At 39.2% G+C, this 21964-nt stretch carries 24 protein-coding genes; 23 read left to right on the plus strand and 1 reads right to left on the minus strand.

Translation table 11 applies throughout. The features are described from left to right. The first annotated feature begins 213 nt into the window (after positions 1–213). Positions 214–513 (plus strand): PQQ-dependent sugar dehydrogenase, encoded by a 300-nt coding sequence (locus tag BVH04_RS23380; RefSeq protein ID WP_169714498.1) that lies wholly within the window; start codon positions 214–216, stop codon positions 511–513. Between the two features lie 561 nt (positions 514–1074). After that, positions 1075–1554, plus strand: a complete 480-nt coding sequence (locus BVH04_RS23385) for a DUF305 domain-containing protein (protein ID WP_086543885.1) — start codon at positions 1075–1077, stop codon at positions 1552–1554. 298 nt (positions 1555–1852) lie between these two features. On the opposite strand, the gene BVH04_RS23390 is transcribed toward BVH04_RS23385, so the two are convergent. Next, positions 1853–2557 carry a TVP38/TMEM64 family protein gene (locus tag BVH04_RS23390; RefSeq protein ID WP_086543886.1) on the minus strand — a complete coding sequence of 235 codons (705 nt, stop codon included), beginning with the start codon at positions 2555–2557 and terminating at the stop codon, positions 1853–1855. Positions 2558–3095: 538 nt separating this feature from the next. Between BVH04_RS23390 and BVH04_RS23395 the strand changes: the two genes are divergently transcribed. From BVH04_RS23395 to BVH04_RS25615, 21 genes are all read left to right on the plus strand, one after another. Continuing rightward, positions 3096–3326: a hypothetical protein gene (locus BVH04_RS23395; RefSeq protein ID WP_086543887.1), complete on the plus strand. Its 231-nt coding sequence runs from the start codon at positions 3096–3098 to the stop codon at positions 3324–3326. 377 nt (positions 3327–3703) lie between these two features. Then, entirely contained in the window at positions 3704–5086 is a 1383-nt protein-coding gene (locus BVH04_RS23400) for an NAD-dependent succinate-semialdehyde dehydrogenase (RefSeq protein ID WP_086543903.1), read from the plus strand. A gap of 26 nt (positions 5087–5112) precedes the next feature. Then, positions 5113–5679, plus strand: a complete 567-nt coding sequence (locus BVH04_RS23405; protein ID WP_205635921.1) for a hypothetical protein — start codon at positions 5113–5115, stop codon at positions 5677–5679. 188 nt (positions 5680–5867) lie between these two features. Continuing rightward, positions 5868–6863, plus strand: a complete 996-nt coding sequence (locus BVH04_RS23410) for an NADP-dependent oxidoreductase (RefSeq protein ID WP_086543888.1) — start codon at positions 5868–5870, stop codon at positions 6861–6863. 24 nt (positions 6864–6887) lie between these two features. Further along, positions 6888–7571 (plus strand): type 1 glutamine amidotransferase domain-containing protein, encoded by a 684-nt coding sequence (locus BVH04_RS23415; RefSeq protein WP_086543889.1) that lies wholly within the window; start codon positions 6888–6890, stop codon positions 7569–7571. A gap of 230 nt (positions 7572–7801) precedes the next feature. After that, complete coding sequence (locus BVH04_RS23420) at positions 7802–8560, plus strand: PRC-barrel domain-containing protein (RefSeq protein ID WP_086543890.1); 759 nt, start codon at positions 7802–7804, stop codon at positions 8558–8560. 31 nt (positions 8561–8591) lie between these two features. After that, positions 8592–10052 (plus strand): trypsin-like peptidase domain-containing protein, encoded by a 1461-nt coding sequence (locus BVH04_RS23425; protein WP_086543891.1) that lies wholly within the window; start codon positions 8592–8594, stop codon positions 10050–10052. 204 nt (positions 10053–10256) lie between these two features. Continuing rightward, complete coding sequence (locus BVH04_RS23430; RefSeq protein ID WP_086543892.1) at positions 10257–11243, plus strand: sterol desaturase family protein; 987 nt, start codon at positions 10257–10259, stop codon at positions 11241–11243. Positions 11244–11256: 13 nt separating this feature from the next. Next, a complete protein-coding gene (locus BVH04_RS23435) occupies positions 11257–11463 on the plus strand; it encodes a hypothetical protein (RefSeq protein ID WP_086543893.1) in 207 nt (68 codons plus the stop codon). A 108-nt stretch (positions 11464–11571) separates the two neighbouring features. Next, a complete protein-coding gene (locus BVH04_RS23440) occupies positions 11572–12612 on the plus strand; it encodes an NAD-dependent epimerase/dehydratase family protein (RefSeq protein ID WP_086543894.1) in 1041 nt (346 codons plus the stop codon). A 43-nt stretch (positions 12613–12655) separates the two neighbouring features. After that, positions 12656–13585: an NDR1/HIN1-like protein gene (locus tag BVH04_RS23445; protein WP_086543895.1), complete on the plus strand. Its 930-nt coding sequence runs from the start codon at positions 12656–12658 to the stop codon at positions 13583–13585. A gap of 81 nt (positions 13586–13666) precedes the next feature. Then, a complete protein-coding gene (locus BVH04_RS23450; RefSeq protein WP_240511041.1) occupies positions 13667–15334 on the plus strand; it encodes a vitamin K epoxide reductase family protein in 1668 nt (555 codons plus the stop codon). A 321-nt stretch (positions 15335–15655) separates the two neighbouring features. Then, positions 15656–16042 (plus strand): DUF302 domain-containing protein, encoded by a 387-nt coding sequence (locus BVH04_RS23455; RefSeq protein ID WP_086543905.1) that lies wholly within the window; start codon positions 15656–15658, stop codon positions 16040–16042. A gap of 83 nt (positions 16043–16125) precedes the next feature. Beyond that, entirely contained in the window at positions 16126–16335 is a 210-nt protein-coding gene (locus tag BVH04_RS23460; RefSeq protein WP_086543896.1) for a hypothetical protein, read from the plus strand. Positions 16336–16391: 56 nt separating this feature from the next. After that, a complete protein-coding gene (locus BVH04_RS23465; protein WP_240511042.1) occupies positions 16392–16946 on the plus strand; it encodes a hypothetical protein in 555 nt (184 codons plus the stop codon). Between the two features lie 579 nt (positions 16947–17525). Then, positions 17526–18362 carry a universal stress protein gene (locus BVH04_RS23470; RefSeq protein WP_086543897.1) on the plus strand — a complete coding sequence of 279 codons (837 nt, stop codon included), beginning with the start codon at positions 17526–17528 and terminating at the stop codon, positions 18360–18362. Positions 18363–18410: 48 nt separating this feature from the next. After that, positions 18411–18566, plus strand: a complete 156-nt coding sequence (locus BVH04_RS25610; RefSeq protein WP_169714499.1) for a hypothetical protein — start codon at positions 18411–18413, stop codon at positions 18564–18566. Further along, positions 18563–18952, plus strand: coding sequence for a hypothetical protein (locus tag BVH04_RS23475; protein ID WP_086543898.1), 390 nt, complete (start codon positions 18563–18565; stop codon positions 18950–18952). The genes BVH04_RS25610 and BVH04_RS23475 overlap by 4 nt, the downstream gene beginning before the upstream one ends. Positions 18953–19206: 254 nt before the next feature. Next, positions 19207–20481 (plus strand): glucoamylase family protein, encoded by a 1275-nt coding sequence (locus BVH04_RS23480; protein ID WP_086543899.1) that lies wholly within the window; start codon positions 19207–19209, stop codon positions 20479–20481. Between the two features lie 198 nt (positions 20482–20679). Further along, positions 20680–21204 (plus strand): hypothetical protein, encoded by a 525-nt coding sequence (locus BVH04_RS23485; protein ID WP_086543900.1) that lies wholly within the window; start codon positions 20680–20682, stop codon positions 21202–21204. A 433-nt stretch (positions 21205–21637) separates the two neighbouring features. Beyond that, positions 21638–21787 (plus strand): hypothetical protein, encoded by a 150-nt coding sequence (locus BVH04_RS25615; protein WP_169714500.1) that lies wholly within the window; start codon positions 21638–21640, stop codon positions 21785–21787. Positions 21788–21964 lie beyond the last annotated feature (177 nt).

Below are 21964 nucleotides of genomic sequence, written 5' to 3' on the forward strand. Positions count from 1 at the left end.
TAAGTAGCTCCCAACAATTATAATCACACCAGTATGGTGGCGGAATATCGTGTTAAAGAAAGCAATAGTGGGATAGCAGATCCGGCATCTGAAATGGTATTAATGTACGTGGCTCAACCTGAAGCTAATCATAATGCGTGTACACTTATGTTTGGCCCTGATGGGTACCTCTAAATTAGTTTGGGCGATGGTGGTAACAAAAATGACATCGGTGTGGGACAGGTATCGGATTGGTATAACATAAATGAAGGTGGAAAAGGGCAGGACATCAGGCAGAATCTACTGGGAAGTATTTTGCGCATCGATATCAACAGTGGGTCTCCATATGGTGTGCCCTCGGATAATCCTTTTGCCGAAAACCAAGATGACATGAAAGAGATTTACGCCTACGGCTTGCGTAACCCATACCGCTTCTCAATTGACAGCAAGACTGGAATGATCATAGCTGCTTATGTAGGGCAGGTGCTGAGCGGGCAGATCAATGTAATCAGGTTAGCAGATAACTATGGTTGAAACCTGAAAGAAGGCACGCTCTGCCTCAATGCTGCCGACAACAAGAACCCGCTACCTGAGTGTCCCGACCAAACTAGCCTGGGAAACAAGTTTGTAGACCTGGTGATAGAATTTAAAAAAACATATCCTATTCAGAGAAAGGTTGTGGTTAAGCGCGTATCGGGGGCTATGTGATCAGGGAAGAAAAACGTTCGGACTTGAGTGGAGATTGTCTTTTTGGTGTCGCAGCACCAAGGCAATCCTAACGGGGTTGTCTTTGCAGCTAAAGTAGGTGGTTAGGGACCCTAGAACTAAAGGAAACTTTATTTTCGTGATAGGGCGAGCAATACCTTTGGGCGCTACGTGTTAAGCTTTGGTCAAGACAACAGTGGGGAAGTATACATTCTGGGTGGGGAGAGACGTAGAAGGTACTACCGGGAGCAAGGTAAAAGTGTATATGATTCAATAATTAGATGTAAGCATAGTCGAAATAAATGCCTATCAGATTATAAAGTTCTCATAAACAGATAGCAGCTTAAATCTAGTTTCTTTTTCCTTAACTTGAAATATAAAATATTTCAAATGGAACACACTGAAAAAAATAACCACATGAAAGGACAGTATACCACCTTTGTTTCTATGTTGGCCTCCTCCTTTGTTGCGATGTACATTACCATGTACTTGAATACTTATCAAATTGACCATGTATATTTTAGCCTGACCCGTTTTTACATGTCCTGTTTAGGCATTTCAGCAATGGCTGTAATTATGTATCTTTTCATGAAAAAGATGTATAAAAACAGACAAAAAAACATAGCAATCATTGTTGGAAGTTTTCTCCTATTTGTCAGTGCTTTATTTTTAGTCCGGGTGCAAGACCCAATAGGAGATGTACTTTGGATGAAAGCTATGATTCCACATCATTCTATTGCCATATTAACAAGCGAACGCGCAAATATACAAGACCCTGAAGTAAAAAAGCTGGCTAATGACATAATTGAAGCTCAAAGGAGAGAAATCAGCGAGATGAAAGCAATGATAGAAAGATTGAGCAATGATTAGTACATAGCCACCGTTTAGGCCAAGCGTTAGTTTGGCTGACTAGTTGACATGCGATTTTCTTATCAAGCGATGTTTTCGATTTGTGCTAAGAACTATTGATTTAAGGCTCGAGTTGCTACTTTAAATAAACAGCCTTACCCTTCCTAGGATTAGGGCTTTTCATTTTCGATTAGTATATCACATGCCCAAATAATGCGCGGTGACATTAGAATCCTAGAAAGAAATCTGAAGCCTATAATGTTATTGATTCTGATTTTTATTCAAGTCCTGTTTTTTCTGGATGCTAAAATCAGGAATTTTATTTGTTCGTTTTTCCCCTTTTATCCCACCAAACATAAATACCGAAAATTAAAATGCTTGCAATGGAACCCCAAAGCAAACCACTTTTCAAAGAATCTGTATTTGTTCCCATAAGTGTAATCAAAAATATAAGGGGCGAAATTCCAAGCAGGGTGGCGAAGATAAACTTCCAATAATTCATTTTGTAGATTCCTGCCACAAAACTGATTGCATCATTGGAAAGAAATGGATTGATGCGGGTGATGGCCACCGCCCAGAAGCCATAATTTTCGAGAAATGAAATTACTTTATTAATCGTTTTTTCGCCCAAAAGGCTTGTAATTAATTCTGTTCCTATATATCTCCCAATAGAATAACCAACGGTTGAAGCAGTAATCACGGCAATTAAACTAATTACACTCCCCCAAATTTGACCGTAGGCAAGAATAGCAACGATCATGAGCAATACCGAGGGAATAACCAACAGTAACATTTGAACAACCATCGCCAGAATTATCACAATGGGGCCAAACCACCCGAACTCTTCAACCCAGGTTTTGATGCGTACTTCATCGTCGCTAGTTAGCACATTCCAGGCTTTATTGAAAAATTGATTGACCGCTGGAATTGTAGAATAACATATCACCAAGACGGTTACAAAAAGCAGAGAAAGATATAGCGGTACTCTGCTTTTTTTAGGTGTAGGGGAGTTTAATTCTTTCATAATTTGCCTGTAAATTTGATCTTCAAAATATAGCGCTCAATTTTTCCCTCTTTGGAAATGTAATATTTTCCGTTAGTTGAAAATATTTTACTTTCTGCAGATACTGCGTTTTGTCAAAAGTAGTATAAAGCTACCCGCCCAAGGTTGGTTACATTTGAAGGTTAGGTTTCGGCCTTTCACCAGCATAAAGTCATTGAACACATTTTACCCAACTCACCAATAACTTGCTTTCTCAAATAAAGTAGTATGACTGTTCGCAATGTTGTGCACCTACCGTCTTGAAATCAATGGTAGAGGTTCAATTTCGGCTAATACCCCTTTTTTCAAAGGTGGCTAGGGGGATGTTTTTATGTGAAAAGCGTACTTAATTTGGGTGGGTGCAAGATCGAGGATAATCATATAAAGTATTACACGATGTCAATACGCTGCCCGCAAGCTCAAAATTTGAAAGGCAATATACTCCTTTGTGCTAGGGTGGTTTGGCACTTGATATATTATCTGCACCAAGCTATAAATCCTTGAAATTAACGATACCTCAATGCCTACGCTAAATGCTGTCTGTTACATTTATCTTACTTTGAGAGATGCTTTTGCACAAACCGATACCGTGGTTTACATTCCTACCAACAAACTGAAACAATATAAGATTGCCGGCAAAGCGAGTATGGGAATTACCATCATCGGCACCATTCCAATCCCCCGCTGCCATTTCGCCAAAAGCGACTACGCAGTAATTTACGTGACCAATGAGATGAAACTGGCTCACTAGTGAAGTCCTTGACATTTCCCGCACAAAAGATTTGTTGCTGCTGTGAGCAAGTGTAGAGAACCTACCTCAATACTAATAAAACAAACAGACAGATAGATGCTAGAAAATAAAAAAACCATTTTCATAGGCAATTCTCAACCGTACTAATTTTTTACCATCCCACAATTCCCAACTGTGCGAATTATGTAACTATTACCAATTCTTGTGTAATAGTATAAACTCCTATTTCGACCATCTTTAGTCAAGTGATCTGAAAGTCATTCAATTTATTCTGTCATAGCCGCCATTTAGAGCCATGAATGAAGTATGCTTCTGGAAATGCTTTCAAACCAGTCAAGGAATATTTCCTTACTCTTTTTCATCAAAATCAATTCGATATGTCCATACAAACAATTAACCCAAACACAAATAAGACCTTAAAGTCATTCGAAGAAATGACTGAGAAAACAGTTGAAGCTAAAGTGGCGAAAGCCCATCAGGCTTTTACTGACTGGAAAGAAACGAGCTACCAGCAACGGGCTGATCTGCTGCATAAAGTAGCGACACTTATGCGAGTCAAGAAATCTGAACTTGCCAAAACCATCACCTTGGAAATGGGTAAACTCCTAGCCCAAGCGGAAGGCGAAATCGACTTGAGTGCCGATATCTTTGATTACTATGCCGATCATGGCGAAGAATTTCTGGCGGATAAAGTGCTAAATCCTGAGTATGGAGAGGCGATAATTCGAAATAGCCCCATTGGTGTATTGCTGGGTGTGATGCCTTGGAATTTTCCTTACTATCAAGTAGCTCGCTTCGCAGCTCCAAATATTATGGTGGGCAATACGATATTGCTTAAGCATGCCTCCATTGTTCCTCAATGTGCTGCTGCTATAGAAGAACTGTTCAGAGAAGCAGAAGCTCCTGAAGGATTGTACGCCAATCTATTCATTTCCGGAAAACATGCATCAGCATTGGTTTCTGATAAAAGAATAAAAGGTGTTTCCCTAACGGGAAGTGAAGAAGCAGGTGCAAGTATTGCAATGGAAGCCGGAAAACATTTGAAGAAGGTTGTCCTAGAACTGGGTGGCAACGATGTGTTCATAATACTGGATGATGCCGACATGGAAAAAACGGTAGAGTGGGCAGTTGTAGGCAGGATGAATAACAACGGCCAATGTTGTGTAGCCTCCAAGCGATTTATTGCAGTGGAAGCAATAGCCGATGAATTTATTCAAAAGTTCAAGGACAAGTTATCAAAAATGAAAGTGGGTGATCCGATGGATCCCTCAACAGAGTTAGGCCCTTTAAGCAGTGAAGAAGCAGCCGTTCATTTGGCCGATCAGGTGAAACGTTCAGTGGATGAAGGTGCAACAGTTTTATTGGGTGGTAAACGCGCCGATCGTCCTGGAGCTTTTATGGAACCCACTATAATTACCGATCTGAAACCTGGCATTGCGGCATATCATGAAGAATTATTTGGCCCGGTTGCCTCCTTCTATGTGGTGAAAGACGAGCAAGCTGCCATAGATCTGGCCAATGATTCTGATTTTGGTTTGGGGGCGTCCGTATTTACACAAAACATTGAACGTGGTAAAAAAGTAGCCGATCAGATTGATACCGGAATGGTCTTTATCAATCATCCTACCTGGACACAAGCCGATCTCCCTTTTGGGGGAACCAAGCGCTCAGGCTTCGGTCGTGAACTATCAGCCTTGGGGATTCAGGAGTTTGTAAACAAAAAACTGATTCGTATCAGTGCGCTCAACGATCCTTTTTAATAGGCTAATCAATAAAACTCAAAATTATGAAAACACTACAAAAATATATAGGGCTTATTACCCTTACCGCGCTATTTGCGTCATGTCAGACTCCAAAACAGGTTCTTTCAAAATCAGATTCAAGAATGGAGATTGTGAGCACCATTGCCAGTGACCATGATATGTCGAAAGAAATGATGGAAGCCATCATGCAGGGAGATCATGGTAAAATGTTGATGCATGAGAGGATGAAAACAATGATGGAGAACAAGACCATGATGACGAAGATGATGAAAGATGATCCTGAAATGGCAAATCGTATGATGTCAGGTATGATGGAAGCCGCTAAAGCCGACACGACTATGATGTCTAAAATGTGTAAGTCCATGATGAGCAGCCCGGAAATGATGGGAATGATGGAGAAGATGAAAGAAAAGGATAAGGGTATGATGATGAAAGAAAAGGACAAAGGTATGATGACTAAAGAAATGGATCATCTAGTCAATATGGCGGCAAAGGACAGCCTCGTGTTTAATCACATGATTAAAATGATGAAAGAAAAGCCGGAAATGTGGAACAAGGTGATGGAAATGAAAACAACTACAACCAACTAATGTCATGCACGATAATACCTAGAATTGGGAAATGGGATGGGGAATGTGGCTTGTACAACTCCTAGTCATAATAGTAATACTCTATTTCGTAAGATTTAGAAGAAGAAAATGAATAACAAAACCCATATGGTACTTGTGACGGGAAGTAGTGGAATGATAGGCTCAGCATTAATAAACAACTTATACCAATGAATAAAGTAATTCTCCTTAACAAACGCCCACACGGAATACCAAAACTGAGTGATTTTCAAATCACCAGCGAAGAAATCCCTACTGCCAAAAATGGCGAGCTTCTATTGAAAACAGCATATGTTTCTGTAGATCCATATTTGCGAGGTAGAATGAATGACGCCAAATCTTATGTCCCCTCATTTGAATTAAATAAACCCATACAATCGGGTATTATAGCCGAAGTGGTTGAGAGCAAACATGCAGATTTCAAAAAAGGAGATTTCGTTTCAGGCAGTTTGGATTGGAAGGAACATCAAACTTCGAATGGAAAAGGATTGCATAAAGTAAGTAGTAGCGATGCCAAATTATCAAGCTATCTGGGCATTTTAGGAATGACCGGGCTTACTGCCTATTTAGGATTAACTGAAATAGGAGTGCCTAAGGAAGGTGAAACAATTGTAGTGTCCGGGGCAGGGGGAGCTGTTGGGACAGTCGTGGGTCAGATTGGCAAATTGCTGGGTTGTAAAGTCGTCGGCATCACTGGTTCGGATGAAAAAGCAGCCCTACTTACATCAACCTTCAAATTTGATCATGCCATAAATTATAAAACAAACCCTGATATCAAAGAAGCTGTGAAAAGCACCTGCCCTGAAGGGGTAGATATCTACTTTGATAATGTAGGTGGGGAGATTTCAGATGCAGTTTTAGCCAATATTAATAAGTATGCAAGATTGCCGGTTTGTGGTGCAATATCCCTATATAATGAAACTGAAGTCCCACTTGGCCCTCGGCTGCAGCCCATTATCCTAACTAAAAGTGCCACCATGCGTGGGTTTATTATCGGTGATTTATCAGAAAAATTTCCGGCTGCCACCAAGCAACTAACATCATGGCTAAACGATGGTAAAATAACATTTGCCGAAACGATTGTGGAAGGATTTGATAACATACCGCAGGCATTCCTTGATTTATTTGAAGGAAAGAACAAAGGAAAAATGATTGTTAAAATTTAGTACTAACCATAAAAAAGTAAAAGAATGAAAGTATTAATGGTATTGACATCTCACAGTGAATTGGGAAATACAGGAGAAAAAACCGGTTTTTGGGTTGAAGAATTAGCTGCGCCTTATTATGTTTTGGCAGATGCAGGAGCTGAAATAACCATTGCGTCGCCAAAAGGAGGTCAGCCACCGGTTGATCCCAAAAGTGAATTGAAAGATGCACTAACGCCTTCAACTGAAAGGTATTATGCAGACAAAGAATTAATGGATAAAGTAGCTCATTCGGTAAAGCTCAGCGATATAAAACATGATGATTATGACACGGTTTTTTATCCTGGCGGTCACGGACCCTTATGGGATTTAGCGACTGATAAAAACTCTATTAAATTAATTGAAGCGTTTTATAATCATCAAAAGCCAATCGCTTTTGTATGTCATTCACCTGCAGCACTGGTTAACGTAAAAGCGATCAATGGAGAACCGCTTGTGAAGGGCAAACGACTTACGGGCTTTTCAAATACCGAAGAAGAGGCGGTTGAGTTAACCGACGTGGTGCCTTTTCTACTAGAAGATGAACTCACAAAACATGGCGCTCATTACTCCAAAGGAGCTGATTGGGAGTCCTATGTGATAGAAGACGGCTTATTAATTACAGGTCAAAATCCAGGTTCTTCAGAAGCAGCAGCTAAGTTGCTTTTAAAAACACTCAAAGGAAATTGAGAATATTGCCTATGTGATATTCAGAGCCACTTGAAATTGCAAAACTTGTATTGTTTCTGGCTAGTGATTACAGTCAGTTTATTTATCCACCCAAAGTAATTGATGGTGGAATAATGAAACATAAATTCGTAGAACTTGAAAATAAAAAGAAGCAATTATAATTAATAATGAGGTAAATATTAAAATAAGGACTTTTCCCTGCTTCCTGATTGAAAATAAAAGAATGAATTATGAAAAATACTATTAAAAGTTTAATTGGTTTTTCCATTGGTGCCACCGACGACGAGATAGGAAAAGTTACCGATTTTTATTTTGACGATATAACGTGGACGATACGCTATCTCGTCGTTGAAACAGGTAATTGGCTTTCAAACCGTAAGGTGCTTATTTCACCAGAAGCGCTTTTACATTGTGATTGGGAAAATGAAATATTCCCTGTTAACCTCACAAAAGGACAAATTGAAAAAAGTCCCAATATTGACACCGACCAACCGGTATCCCGGCAGCAAGAAATGGAACTGTATGCACATTATCCCTGGACAAATTACTGGGCCAGCGGTATGGGTACTACCGGAATGATGATGCCCATGTCACCAGTGCATTTGGAGGAAGCAGTAAAAAACAGTGAAAACACGCCCGACGCTGAAGCAGACGGCGACCCTCACTTGCGAAGTGTTAAAAGCGTGGAGGGCTATACTATTCATGCTTCAGATGATAATATTGGCGATGTGGAGGATTTTTTAGTAGATGACAGCAATTGGACAATATATTATATGATTGTTGACACAGGAAATTGGTTTCCTGGCAAGAAGGTAACTATATCGCCTGATTTGATAAAAGAAATAAATTGGGAAACTTCAGAAGTTATTATAAATGCCTCGGTTGAGCAGGTTAAAAATAGCCCGGAATATGATGCTTCAAAACAGCTGAGTACACCGTACGAGTCTATTCTAAAAAACTATTATAGTCAGACCAATTCTTATAAGTAAGAGTCTTTATAATTAATATAAATTTTCGAATATGAATAAGTTATATACCATAGTACTTTCGGTTCTACTTATAATACCGCAAGGTGTAGCCATTGGGCGTACCAATGTGCAAGGTACAACTTATGTTCGCAATGCTGGAGATACTTTAGCATCATCAACAGAAAATACTGTAGTTACAAACTCTTCAAATGGCTACGTGGATTTTGTGACAGCGGCGAAGATGGTGATGCCCGCGGTAGTCCATATTAAAATTCAATTTAATGCCTCTTCGGAATATGGTGCATCAGGATCAGGCGTAATTATAAGTTCTGATGGATTAATAGCCACAAATAATCATGTGGTTGAAAACGCATCAGCTATTGACGTGACGCTCCCTGACAAACGTACCTTTTCTGCAAAGTTGATTGGCCGAGATCCCAATACGGATTTAGCGCTTTTAAAAATAGAGGCCAAGGACCTTCCCATTGTTCAATTTGGAAATTCTGATAAGGTGCAGATAGGCGAATGGGTTTTAGCTGTTGGCTTCCCTCTTTCACTCAATACAACCGTAACTGCCGGCATCGTAAGCGCCAAAGCCAGAAGTATTGGAATCATAAATCGGCCGGGAAGCAATAGCAGTCAAAATAATGCAACCCCTCAAGGTAATATGGCTGTTGAATCATTTATTCAAACCGATGCTGCCATTAACTCCGGCAATAGCGGAGGTGCACTTGTCAACACCAGTGGAGAATTAATAGGCATTAATTCAGCCATAGCCTCGCAAACGGGCAGTTATGCAGGATATGCCTTTGCCATACCCGTAAATCTGGCTAAAAAGATTTTGGATGATCTAAAAAACTTTGGAGAGGTGAAGCGAGGCGTATTGGGTGTTATTTTTCCGTCCCCAGCTGCCGAAGATCAGTACCTGACACAGCAAGGTTTAAATCCAGCCTCAGTAAAAGGTGTTTACATTACTGGCGTGCAAAATGAAAGCGCCGCTGCTGCTGCAGGCCTTAAAGAAGGTGATATTATTCAAAGTATAGATGGCATTCCGCTCAACTCATCAACGGAGTTTTCTGAAAGAATAGCTAGACAAAAACCTGGTGACAGTATCAAATTAACTTACCTACGCAATGGCACCATCGGTACAGTCTCTGCTACACTGAAAAGCGAAGATGTCGCAAAATCTGAAAATACGGAAGCTAAAAGTGGTAGAGCGCTTGAGGAAATATACAAGAGACTTGGAGCTACTTTCGCCCCGCTTACTGATGAAGTCAAACAGCGCTTTAATCTAAATGCCGGTGTTTTGGTGACTAAGGTACTCAGAGATGGCTTTTTTGATCAGGCTGGCATTCCGCCGGGCACTATTATCGTTTTTATCAACGGCAAACCAATAAATAACCCTGTAAATATTGACTCGGCATTATTGTCTGCTCAAAGCGGGCTAATTCAAATCCTTGCAATTGCACCGGATGGTTCAAAAGTGGTATTTGACTTCTCCATTGGAACATAAAACATACTTTATCATCTTGTGAATATAAGGAAGTAACATAAACACATGTCCAGAATTTAAAATTTATTCCACGCTAAAATCTAATTTATAAAGTAAATTTATCTATTAAGCGTTTTAAACCTATTTGTAAACTTTGACTTTGGTAATCCTTGTAGGTTCAAACCCATCAACTAAACAAAATAAATTACAACTTAATATTCTTATATGTCTAACCTTTTTGGGGCTCCAACCATTGACCTTCAAAACATAAAGAGCTTTATTAGCAATGCACCGGAGATTGTAGTATGGGCAGCGCCAATCCTGTTCCTATTTGTTTTGATTGAATGGATTTATTCAACATTACATAACAAGAAAATTTACAACAAGAAGGAAACTTTTGCATCTATCTGTGTAGGAATTGGTAATATTTTTATTTCATTCCTGCTCAAGTTTTCAATATTTTACAGTATAATCCTGGTGTATAACATGCTGCCGTGGCGGCTCTATTTAAATTGGTGGACCTTGATCCCTTGTTACATAACCCTTGACTTTTGTAGCTATTGGGCACATCGCATTTCTCACCATCAAAGATTTTGGTGGGCAACCCATGTGGTGCATCATAGTGGCGAAAATTATAACCTTACAACATCTTTTCGGTTGAGTTGGGTACAACACATTAAAATCATTTTCTTTTTACCGGTTGCCCTCTGCGGTTTTCACCCCATCATATTTTTTGTCGCAAATCAGATTGCGATACTGTTTCAATTTTGGGTGCATACAGAATACATTAAGAAACTGCCACGGTTTGTTGAATATATTTTTGCTACGCCCTCCAATCACCGTGTACACCATGGCTCGCAGGATAAGTTTATCAATAAAAACTTTGGAGCAACATTTATTTTATGGGATCGAATGTTTCGCACCTATCAGCCTGAAGATGAAAAAGTGGTATACGGACTTACCCATAAATTAGATAAGCCGGGCAATCCTTTTTACATAAATTTTCATGAGTTTATTGACATCTGGAAAGATGTGCGCAGGGCAGATGGGATTAGAAAAAAGATGTTTTATATGTTCGGTGATCCTATTGATGTTGCAAAAGATAAAGTAAGAACTGAGGATGAGAGTAAGAGAGCAAAAAAGCCAGGTATACCGAGAAAAAAGAGCGCCTTAAATCAAGTTGTATCAGCTACTGAATCCTATTTTGGCTAGTTGTAGGGACATCATGGGTCAAAGAATGATGGAGAATCCCGAAATGATGGGGATGATGATGAAAGACCCTACAAAAATAAAGGGTATGATGGATCATATGGTAAATATGGTTGCGAATGACAGTATCATGTTTAATCACATGATGCAAATGACGAAAGAAAAGCCGGAAATGTGGAACAAGACCAAGGAAATGAAAAACACTACACCTAAAATCAACTAATATGATGCATGATAATACCTGGAATTGGGGAATGGGATGGGGAATGTGGATTGTACCACTCCTTGTCATTTTAGTAATTCTCTATTTCGTAAGATTTAGAAGAAGAAAATGAAAGATAAAACCGAAGTAATAATTGTGACAGGAAGCAGTGGAATGATAGGCTCAGCCTTAATTCATAAGCTTGCTGAAAAATACCAGGTAGTAGGTTTTGACAAAGCTGGCTTTCCTTTTCCGCCCGTAGAGGCAGAATGTGTATGTGTGGACCTCACCAGCGATGAGCGAATGGCCTTTGCATTTAATAGAATCCGATACGCCTATGGTAACAAAATAGCCTCGGTTGTGCATCTGGCAGCTTATTATGATTTCTTAGGCGAACCCTCTGAGCTTTATGATAAAGTAACTGTGAAAGGCACTCAGCGGATGCTGAAATACCTACAGGATTTTGAAGTGGAGCAATTCATCTTTTCAAGCAGTATGCTGGTTTATAAACCTTCCTCCCCGGGAGTTTTAATTACTGAAGAATCGCCTTTGGAACCTAAATGGGATTATCCTAAATCTAAAGTCACGACTGAAAAAGTAATGCACGACAAACGGGGTGAAATCCCCATAGTGATGATGCGAATTGGGGGTGTGTATAGTGAAGATGGCAATTCAATACCCATCACTAATCAGGTACAGCGTATTTATGAAAAGCAAATTTCAGCACGACTCTATCCAGCAAATACCGCCCATGGCAGCACCTATGTGCATCGAGATGACGTCATCGATGCGATAGCCCTTGTTGTTGAAAAAAGGAATGACCTTCCAAAGGAAGTCGTATTGAATATTGGAGATGACGAAACCCTGACATATCGGGAACTCCAAGACATTATTAGCACGGAAATTCATGGAGAAAAAATGCCCATTATCGCAATACCAATTTGGTTTGCCAAAGCTGGGGCATTTATGCAAAACCTATTTGGAAAAGCCTTTATAAAACCCTGGATGATCGACCTGGCCGATGACCATTTTGAAATGGACAGTTCCAAAGCTAAAAAGTTGTTGGGTTGGAAACCAAAACACGGTTTGCGAGATACCCTGCCCAAAATGGTTGAAAACTTAAAGGCCAATCCAAAGAAATTTTATGAGGTAAATAAATTAGAGAAGTAGGAATGTTGCAATGATATGACCACGCATTTAATCGCAAATTTTCATGAAAGCTAAATGGATAGTACTCGTTTTACTTGCTTTAATTCTATTGCCAATAGCAGTATTTTTTGCCTTGCAATTTTATCATTATTCAAAAAATGAAAGCCCTTACCGGACCTTGTTAATTCCCCGTCTAGAGATAGTAGTTATTGAAATAAATGATTTGAGTTCGGATGAAATCAGCCTGCACGAAAAGTTACTTATTCATAATCCACTGCCTTTTAATTTTACAGCCGATAGTCTTCAATACAAACTATTTATCGGTGACGTGGAAGTGATAAAAAGTACGTATACAAAATCTCTCATTATACGAAAATGGAATAGCACTTGGATTGACCTGCCTGTAACTATTAATAACGATAAACTTCTCGCCACACTCAACAAAGCAGATAAACAGGGAAAAGACAGTGTGATGTACCGGATTCAAACTACTTTTCATACACACACACCGTTCAAAAAGAAATTTGATATAGATGCAGAGAAATTGCTTCCCCTATTTTATATCCCCACTGCACAGCTAAAAGAGGTATATCACGATTCGCTCAGTCTGAAGGGTGTTACGCTATTTTTAAAGGTGATGATCGGAAACAGGAATAAATTTCCTTTTCAGATAAAAGTTTTGAAATACAAATTTTCGCTTGCTGACAATGAATGGATAAACGGAGCAGAATGGGGAGAAATTGATATTAAACAACAGGACAGCACTGAACTACTACTGCCTCTGCGCATTTCGTTTTCTGATATTTTTAAAAGTATAGGTCCACTTATCCGGAAAGGTGGAAAAGTGGAATATAAATTCAATATGGACTTGAAATTAGTGTCGGAGAGTAATGCTATAAAAAATAGTAAAGTGATTGTGAATGACACAGGCACGCTAAAAGAATTAATTGAGCTAGCAAAAGACGAGAAGAAGAAAGAAAAGGAGCGACAGTAAAAAAAACTGTTTGTGGAAAAGATTATCGCCTACGCAAGGGAGCATAAATAAAATAGGGTTATGGAAAACATGAATGATGATATGCACAGTCACGATCATCCTATGAAGGGTGACAAAAAACAAGGCACGCAATATACGTGTACCATGCATCCTGAAATTATCAGCGATAAACCGGGAAAATGCCCTAAGTGTGGGATGAAGCTTGTACCCAAAGGGGAAGAACCAGCTCACAAAATGGAAGGTATGGGCTCACGTGGCGTCACCCGTCCGGACATGGACATGGAAGGCCACGAACACAAAAAAGGCCATGAGCAAATGGATATGGATATGGGCGCGATGAAAATGAGTACAGATGACCGCATGAAAATGCTGAAAGATCATCACAAACAAACGCTTTGGGTCTACTGGGTTATTGTATTGCTGGGATTTTGGATGATCGCTTCACCACTCACTTTTGATTATGGAAAGAATGTGGTAGCACCTGCCGGAGGAAGACCTGTCTGGTTGTCGCTTAGTGATCGTATCGCCGCCATGTACTGGAGCGATATCATCAGTGGATTGTTACTGGTTATTTTTGGTTGGCGAGCCCTTAAGCCTAACCGTCCTTATAGTGTTTGGATCAGTTGTTTTATCGGGATATGGATCAGCATGGCCCCATTTATTTTTTGGGCACCAACTGCTATAGCTTATTATAACGGCACCATGGTTGGGGCCTTAGTTATTGCCTTGTCTATACTCATTCCGGGCATGCCCAATATGATTATGTTTATGAAAATGGGGGGCAATGTGCCTACAGGTTGGAGCTACAACCCCTCCAGTTGGCCGCAGCGTGCCACTATGATCGGCCTGGCATTTATCGGGTGGATAGCCTCCCGCTATTTGGGAGCATTTCAATTGGGCTATGTAGATACTGCCTGGGACCCATTTTTTGGGGAAGGCACCTTAAACGTTTTGAACTCCGACATGTCGCATAGCTGGCCCATTTCAGATGCGGCACTAGGCACACTCGCCTATACTCTGGAATTTCTGATGGGATTTATGGGCGGTACTTCCCGATGGCGTACTATGCCCTGGATGGTCACCTTTTTTGGTATTTTGGTTATTCCGCTAGGTTTGGTGAGTATATTCTTGGTTATTTCCCAGCCACTTACTGTAGGCGCCTGGTGTGCCCTTTGCCTGTTTTCTGCCATTATTATGCTTCCCATGATTCCCTTACAAATCGATGAAGTCATTGCGATGTGGCAGCATATGGTGCAAAGAAAACAAAAAGGGGATTCGTTATGGACAGTATTTTGGAAAGGTGGTGACGCACTTTCCACTGAAAACGATCAACGTTCCCCTGACTTGGCAACATTTGTCGACAACCCGTGGAAGGTTTTCAAATCTTCACTATGGGGAATGACTGCTCCTTGGCAGTTAACCCTTTCTGTAATCATTGGACTTTGGTTGATGATTTCTCCGTTTGTTTTCAAGATGGGAATAGAAACATCCGGGGCCAATTTGAATCACTTGGGAGGAGCATTGGTGATCGTTTTTGCGGTAGTGGCTATGGCTGAGCTGCTTAGAAGCTTCCGCTATTTCAACGTATTGTTAGGTCTGGCACTGGTAGTTATGCCCTGGTTGATGGAGGATAGCAATATGGTGCACACAATAAGCAGTAGCCTTGCCGGACTTATCATAATGGCACTTTCCTTTTCCAAAGGGGAAATCAAAGAAACGTATGGACTTTGGGATAAATATGTGGTGTGAATTTTTTTTTTTGTGTGAATACGGTAGGGCATTTGTAAGTATTAATAAAGGTTAAAACAGTTTCTGGTATAATTAAAAAAAATCTATGCTTAGGCTAAAATAAGGACTGAAAAAAAGAGGCTCTTGAATAGCTATATATGTATGATTTTAATTTTCAGATTTGATGTGAATATCATTTAAAATGAATAATCATATTAAATCTAAATTAAGAATATTTTTTGCCATCATGACAATGATATTATATGAGTTATGTGACAATTGTTACAGTATGTTGATTACAAAATCATTAGTATGGTATTACTAAACCAAAAAAGAATAGTTATGAAATACTATCATGAAAAGAAATTGAAAAATATCAGCTTCGATGAGGCTATAATTAAAGTTACTGATGCATTGAAAGAAGAAGGGTTTGGCATCCTTACCGAAATTGATATAAAGGAAACTCTCAAGAAAAAACTTGGTGAAGATTTTCGTCCTTACAGAATTTTAGGTGCCTGCAACCCACCCTTTGCCTACAAAGCACTTCTGGCTGAAGGCAAAATTGGAGCTATGTTGCCTTGCAATGTAATCGTACAGCAATTGGAGGATGGCGTGGAAGTGGCGGCAGTGGATCCGGTGGCCTCCATGCAGGCGGTAGATAATAAAGCATTGGAAGAAATAGCCAGTGAGATCAGGGATAAACTGCGATCGGTCATTGATAGCCTTTGAACAAAAACCTTAAAACCTCAGGTCAAAGGTCTTACTTCTTAATATATTTTACTCTTAAATATACTTAAACAAATCAGCAAATTATGAGAAATAAAAAACAACAAATCGCAAAGATTTTCATCGTATTACTGCTTCCCTTTTTCATCTTAGCCTGCGGTAATAACAAGAAAAATGAAGAACAGGAACATGGTGATATGATGGAAAATGAACACCAGATGGATGGTGACCAAGAAATGATGAAGGATTCTACTTCTATGGAAATGGACGAGAATAGTGAAGAAATCATGAAGTAAGGCTATTTCAGATCAAGTCTATATTTAATAAATCATTAACCAACAAAATAATAATTATGAAAACTATAACCGGAATAATAACCGCATTTGTATTGACATTATCAATCGTGGGGGTACAAGCCCAAAACGTGGAGAAGATGATGAAAAAGGAGGCAAAGCAGCAGGAGGTTTTTGATGCAATCCTAAACGACAGTGAAATGAGGAATAAGTTCATGAATAATCTTTCGGACAACCCTGAAGCTATGAAAGTCTTACATCAGCAAATGATGCAAAACCAGGAGCACAGAAAAATGATGATGAAAGACATGATGGGTAACAAGGAGGAGAATCAGATGATGATGCAACAAATGATGGCCAATAAAGAAAAAAAGGAGATGATGATGCAGAAAATGATGGAAGATAAAGAGGCCAAAAAGCAAATGATGCAGCAAATGATGGGAGATAAGGAAGCCAAAAAGCAAATGATGGATAAAATGATGGAAGATGAATCCATGAAGAAAATGATGCAGCAGCAGATGATGGAAAAACATCATGAACAGATGATGGATAAAATGATGGAAGACCCTGAAATGATGAAAAAGATGATGAAAAAGATGCATATAAAGGAATAATGGATGAAAAGTCCATGAAGAAAGGGAAAGAGATGATGGACAAAGAGAAAAAAGACAAGGGAAACTAGTAGCACAGTATGAGCCTGCCATTCAAAATTTTACCGGAAGCTTCCTATCACTAGTGAGGTTTCCGGCTTTAATTACACACAAATAGTAATTATGAGATCGTTGCAAATACCTAACGACTACATACTATTTGGATTTTATTGAAAAATTTGGTCTTAGTTTCTTTATTTTTCCAATTGCCTCTTTATCAGAAAAACAATGTTAAGTCAATGTGCGAGGTCAAAAGATATTGTGACCCTGCGGAATCCTGCACGTCGCCAAATTTAGTGCTGATGAGCTTTCTTAAATCCCTCCCGATATTCGGTACAGGCTCTTATCTTCCGCCTCATCGGAGAGAATTTGAGCCGATTTCAAATTAAGATTTCGCTTTATTTCGGTAAGTGCGACAAAGCGAATACTCATTTACTTTAAAATGAAAATCACAGATTAGGGTTGATCAAATAAACTCTCAGATTCATTTTAAGATATAGGCTTTAGCTTTCAATATAAATTCTTCACGTAAAAAATAAAAAGATGAAAAAAATACTTGTCCCCTGCGATTTTTCTGATTCGGCAATTCAGGCCTTTAAATTTGCTCTTCAGATAGCAAAACAAAGCAAAGGAGAAATTATTTTACTCCATGTAGTAGAGCCACCATTCTTGCGAGGTACAATGCTGGTTCCCCCACTTTATTTTGAGGAAAATTTTTTAAATGATATGACGGTAAGTGCCGAAAAGAATTTTGAAGAATTGAAATCCAAGTGGGCGAATGAGGGAATCAAGATTCACACTTTGGTAGAACACGGCCCCACCACAAAAACTATTAATCGCATAGCAGAAGAAAATAAAGCGGATTTGATCGTAATGGGTACACAAGGGGCAACTGGGTTTAAAGAATTCCTTGTGGGATCAAATACTGAAAAAGTTGTTCGATTCTCTTCATTGCCTGTATTGGCCATTAGGAAGTCGCTCGAGTTGTCTCGCATTAAAAACATCGTATTTCCCACCACACTTGATCCGAAGCAAAATAAATTACTGAGTCATATCAGAGAGTTACAAAATTTCTTTTCCGCAAAACTTCATTTGTTGCTAGTGAATACACCTCATAATATGAAGAGAACAAGTGATGAAAAAGTTATGATGGAAGAATATGCCAAGGAATTTGATCTTCAAAACTATACGATCAACACACGAAATGATTTTTATGAGTCGGATTCCATCATCAATTTCACCAATGAAATTCAGGCGGACATGATCGCGATGGGGACACACAGCCGCAAAGGTTTGGCTCATTTATTTTCTGGAAGTATGACAGAGGATGTTGTCAACCGTATGGATTGCCCAATATGGACTTATTCTATTAAAGACTAAACCGACATATTTTACTTGGAATCTCAACCACATAATTCAATAAGGATAATGAAAAAAGAGGAAAACAAAGCAGTGGTAATCAAAGGAGGTTTGTCAGGCATGGGTATGGAAATTGTTGGTTTTCTTGTTAGCTATAAAAGTTTATTCGTCGCTAGTACCAAATTAGAAATGGATACTGAATTTTTTAAGCAACAAATACATTGACAATCTCCCTACAAATAATCTGGCTTTTTATTTTGGCCATCCCCATTGCCTGCATCGCGTGGACAGTGACTCACGAAGAAGTTTTTCGGGAACTCAAAGACTATTGTGTTAATCGAAGTGCGCGAGGTAAAACTTTATTGGAAAGAAAATTCTTTTACCTCTTTACCTGTGAGTATTGCTTTAGCCATTACATAACGATTATTTTTCTGTTTATAACGGATTACACGTTACTGATGAGTGATTGGCGAGGTTACATCATAGCCGGATTTTCATTGGTTTGGATTGCCAATTTCTATATGAGTTTATTCGGACTTATTCGGCAGGATATTAAAAAGGAGAAGACAGAAAATAAGATACTGGAAAAGGAAGAGAAGAAACCAAAATAAGGAAAATGATCTATATGTAAATCATTCTTTAGCAGAGACTTCATAACCGGTATTTGGTAAGTATGGACTGTGGTTTACAATACGGATTGCTATGATTGCTAACATACCCAGCGTTCTGGCTGATATTTTAGCCATTTTTCGGATGACTGCCATGCGTACTAAAATGAAGTTAATACCGCATAAGTAATAAAATGATACAACCATTAAGATCTAAACGCTTACAAAAGGTAAATCCCCAGGGAACTGATACAGAAATGATTGATCTCCTTCAGCGGGAAACCTTTGGGTATTTTCTGAAAGAGGTAAACGGGAATACGGCGTTAATAGCAGATAAAAGTCAACCGGGATCTCCATCAAGCATAGCAGCGGTGGGTATGGGGCTTAGCTGCTATGTAGTCGGCATTGAACGGGGGTATATATCCCGTGACGAGGCAATCAGGAGAACGCTTACAGTTTTAAAGTTTTTTCATACCAGCAATCAGTGTACTGCAGTGGAGGCGACAGGATACAAGGGATTCTATTATCATTTCCTTGATATGCAAACTGGCAAACGGGCATTGAAAAGTGAATTGTCCACGATAGATACCGCTATATTATTGGCCGGGGCATTGACTGCACGAAATTATTTTTCAGGAGAAAATAAATCTGAAACTGAAATCCGGACTATTGCCGATGAGCTCTATGCCCGGGTAGATTGGCAGTGGGCGTTGAACGGTCGCGACTCGGTTGCACATGGGTGGAAGCCGGAGTCTGGGTTTCTTCGTTTCCGTTGGGACAAAAAGTATAGCGAGGCGCATATAATGTATATAATGGCACTTGGTTCGCCCACATTTCCGATTAATCCGGCTATCTATAAAAAATGGATAGCCACTTTTGAATTCAAAAAGCTATACGAGATAGAATACCTTTACGCAGGCCCTCTTTTTATACACCAGATGTCTCACATCTGGCTTGATTTTAAAGGAATCAGTGATGAGCTTAATAAGAAGATCGGTGTAGATTATTTTGAAAACAGTCGGCGTGCAACCTTGGTCCAGCAACAATATGCCATAGAAAATCCTTTGGGATTCGCACACTATTGCGAAAATTGTTGGGGGTTTACGGCCAGTGATGGCCCTGGTCCAAGTAAGCGTATAATCAACGGTATTTCAAGAAAGTTTTTTGATTACAAGGCAAGAGGGATTCCTTTCGGACCGGATGACGGCACCATTTCTCCATGGGCGGTTGCAGCTTCCCTTCCGTTTGCACCAAAGCTTGTTCTAAGCACCATCCGGCATGCCATAGAAAGACATGATTTCGAAAAACACGGTGAATATGGTTTTGATGCAAGTTTTAACCCTACTTTTCCTGTCAAAGGCACTCACCCGACAGTTTGGTTTTCACCATGGAAATTTGGATTAAACCAAGGGCCGGTCATTTTAATGATCGAAAATTATAAATCAGGACTGATTTGGAATCAAATGAAAAAAAGTCCTCCTATCATAAAAGGTTTGCGCTTGGCAGGTTTTACCGGTGGCTGGCTCGCCTAAAAGTATTTTTAATTGGTATTGGCCATTATTGAAGATATAGGGGCGGTTTTAGTCATTGCGAAACTTAGATCGGTTATGAAAGCCTTTGAACCAAAATCTTGAAACACTAGATCAAATTGCTCATGACCTTATACAATCACTATTTTGTTTGAGCTTCAGTGACCACCACTATCAATAAAATAATTTAAATCTAACTTAATGGATAAGCTAAGCCTTGGAATTTTTGTTTTGCCCACTTTTGCTTTAATCTTGATAACTGCGGGATATGTCCATTTCCTTAAAAAGGTATTGGACAAGCGCAATTATAAGCAATTCGTATTTACCACTGCTGTTGTAGCCTTTATACTGAACTTTACGTGGGAAATAGCGCATGGTCCTTTATATGAAGGATTCCAATATGATTTGGGACATGTTTCTTTTTGCGCGCTGGCTTCAATAGCAGATATGTTCATGGTTATGATTCTGCTCTTTGCCTTTGGTCTTATTTACAAAAATGTACTTTGGATTGTACTTGTAAGATTCAATAGAAGCTTAGTACTGATACTAGTTGGTGGAGTAGGGGCTATTTTGGCAGAGATGTGGCATACATCAAGAGGCGATTGGTCGTACGCGTATGCCATGCCGATAATTCCAATTGTTGAAGTAGGTCTTTCTCCGGTTTTGCAATTTGCTATTTTACCATTGGTCGTATTTGTACTGAGTAAAAAAATTTTAAAAATATAAGTTTTAGCTTATTTGAACTGCTTGAGTAATTCCTCGCTTATTACATCTTCTTTGTTTATAGCTTTAAATGTGAAAAGTTACGCCGAAAAAGTGTTCCTATAAATATTTCAAGGCATTCGAATGAGCAGAGAAATTATAGAATAACTTTTACACTTGCACACTCAATGGGATACTAACTTTTTTTAATGCTTCAGCTGGAATTAAAAGACTCTTGTTTTCTAAATAAAATTTCATTTTAACTGATCTCCTGACTTTTCAATGGTTAGCCTTGCACGGCTTTATCTAGTAGCTTTGAATTCAGTGAAACTCTTACAACATATCGCATTTTCTGTGCTCATATTCAGCACAGTGGCTACCGGTCTGGATTTATGCTGTGAAATTCAGAAAATTCCAAATTTAGTGTCCCACTTTGCGGAGCATAAAGCATTATGAAATGATAGAAGTGGAAATGGGAAGTAAGGAAGATGGATACACGCTGTTGGATTCCGGACGTGCTTATCAGGATATCAAACTGGTAACAAAAGGTGCTTTCACTCTACTCTCAAAAGCTAAAAACAGTACCGAGGAAGGTGAGGGTCATTAAGTAAATGGATGAATTAGAACTCTATCTGAGTGAAGTGGGATTATTACCTAAGCGTAATCTTGACTAATCCCAGCTGGAATGTGAAAATAATTTTTAACTGTCAAAAGTTAATTTATTGGCCCAAAATGCACCTTCTAATACCTATTTTCAATCACCTGAATACTTAAAAAATCAGAT

Source organism: Algoriphagus antarcticus (assembly GCF_002150685.1).
Classification (GTDB): domain Bacteria; phylum Bacteroidota; class Bacteroidia; order Cytophagales; family Cyclobacteriaceae; genus Algoriphagus; species Algoriphagus antarcticus.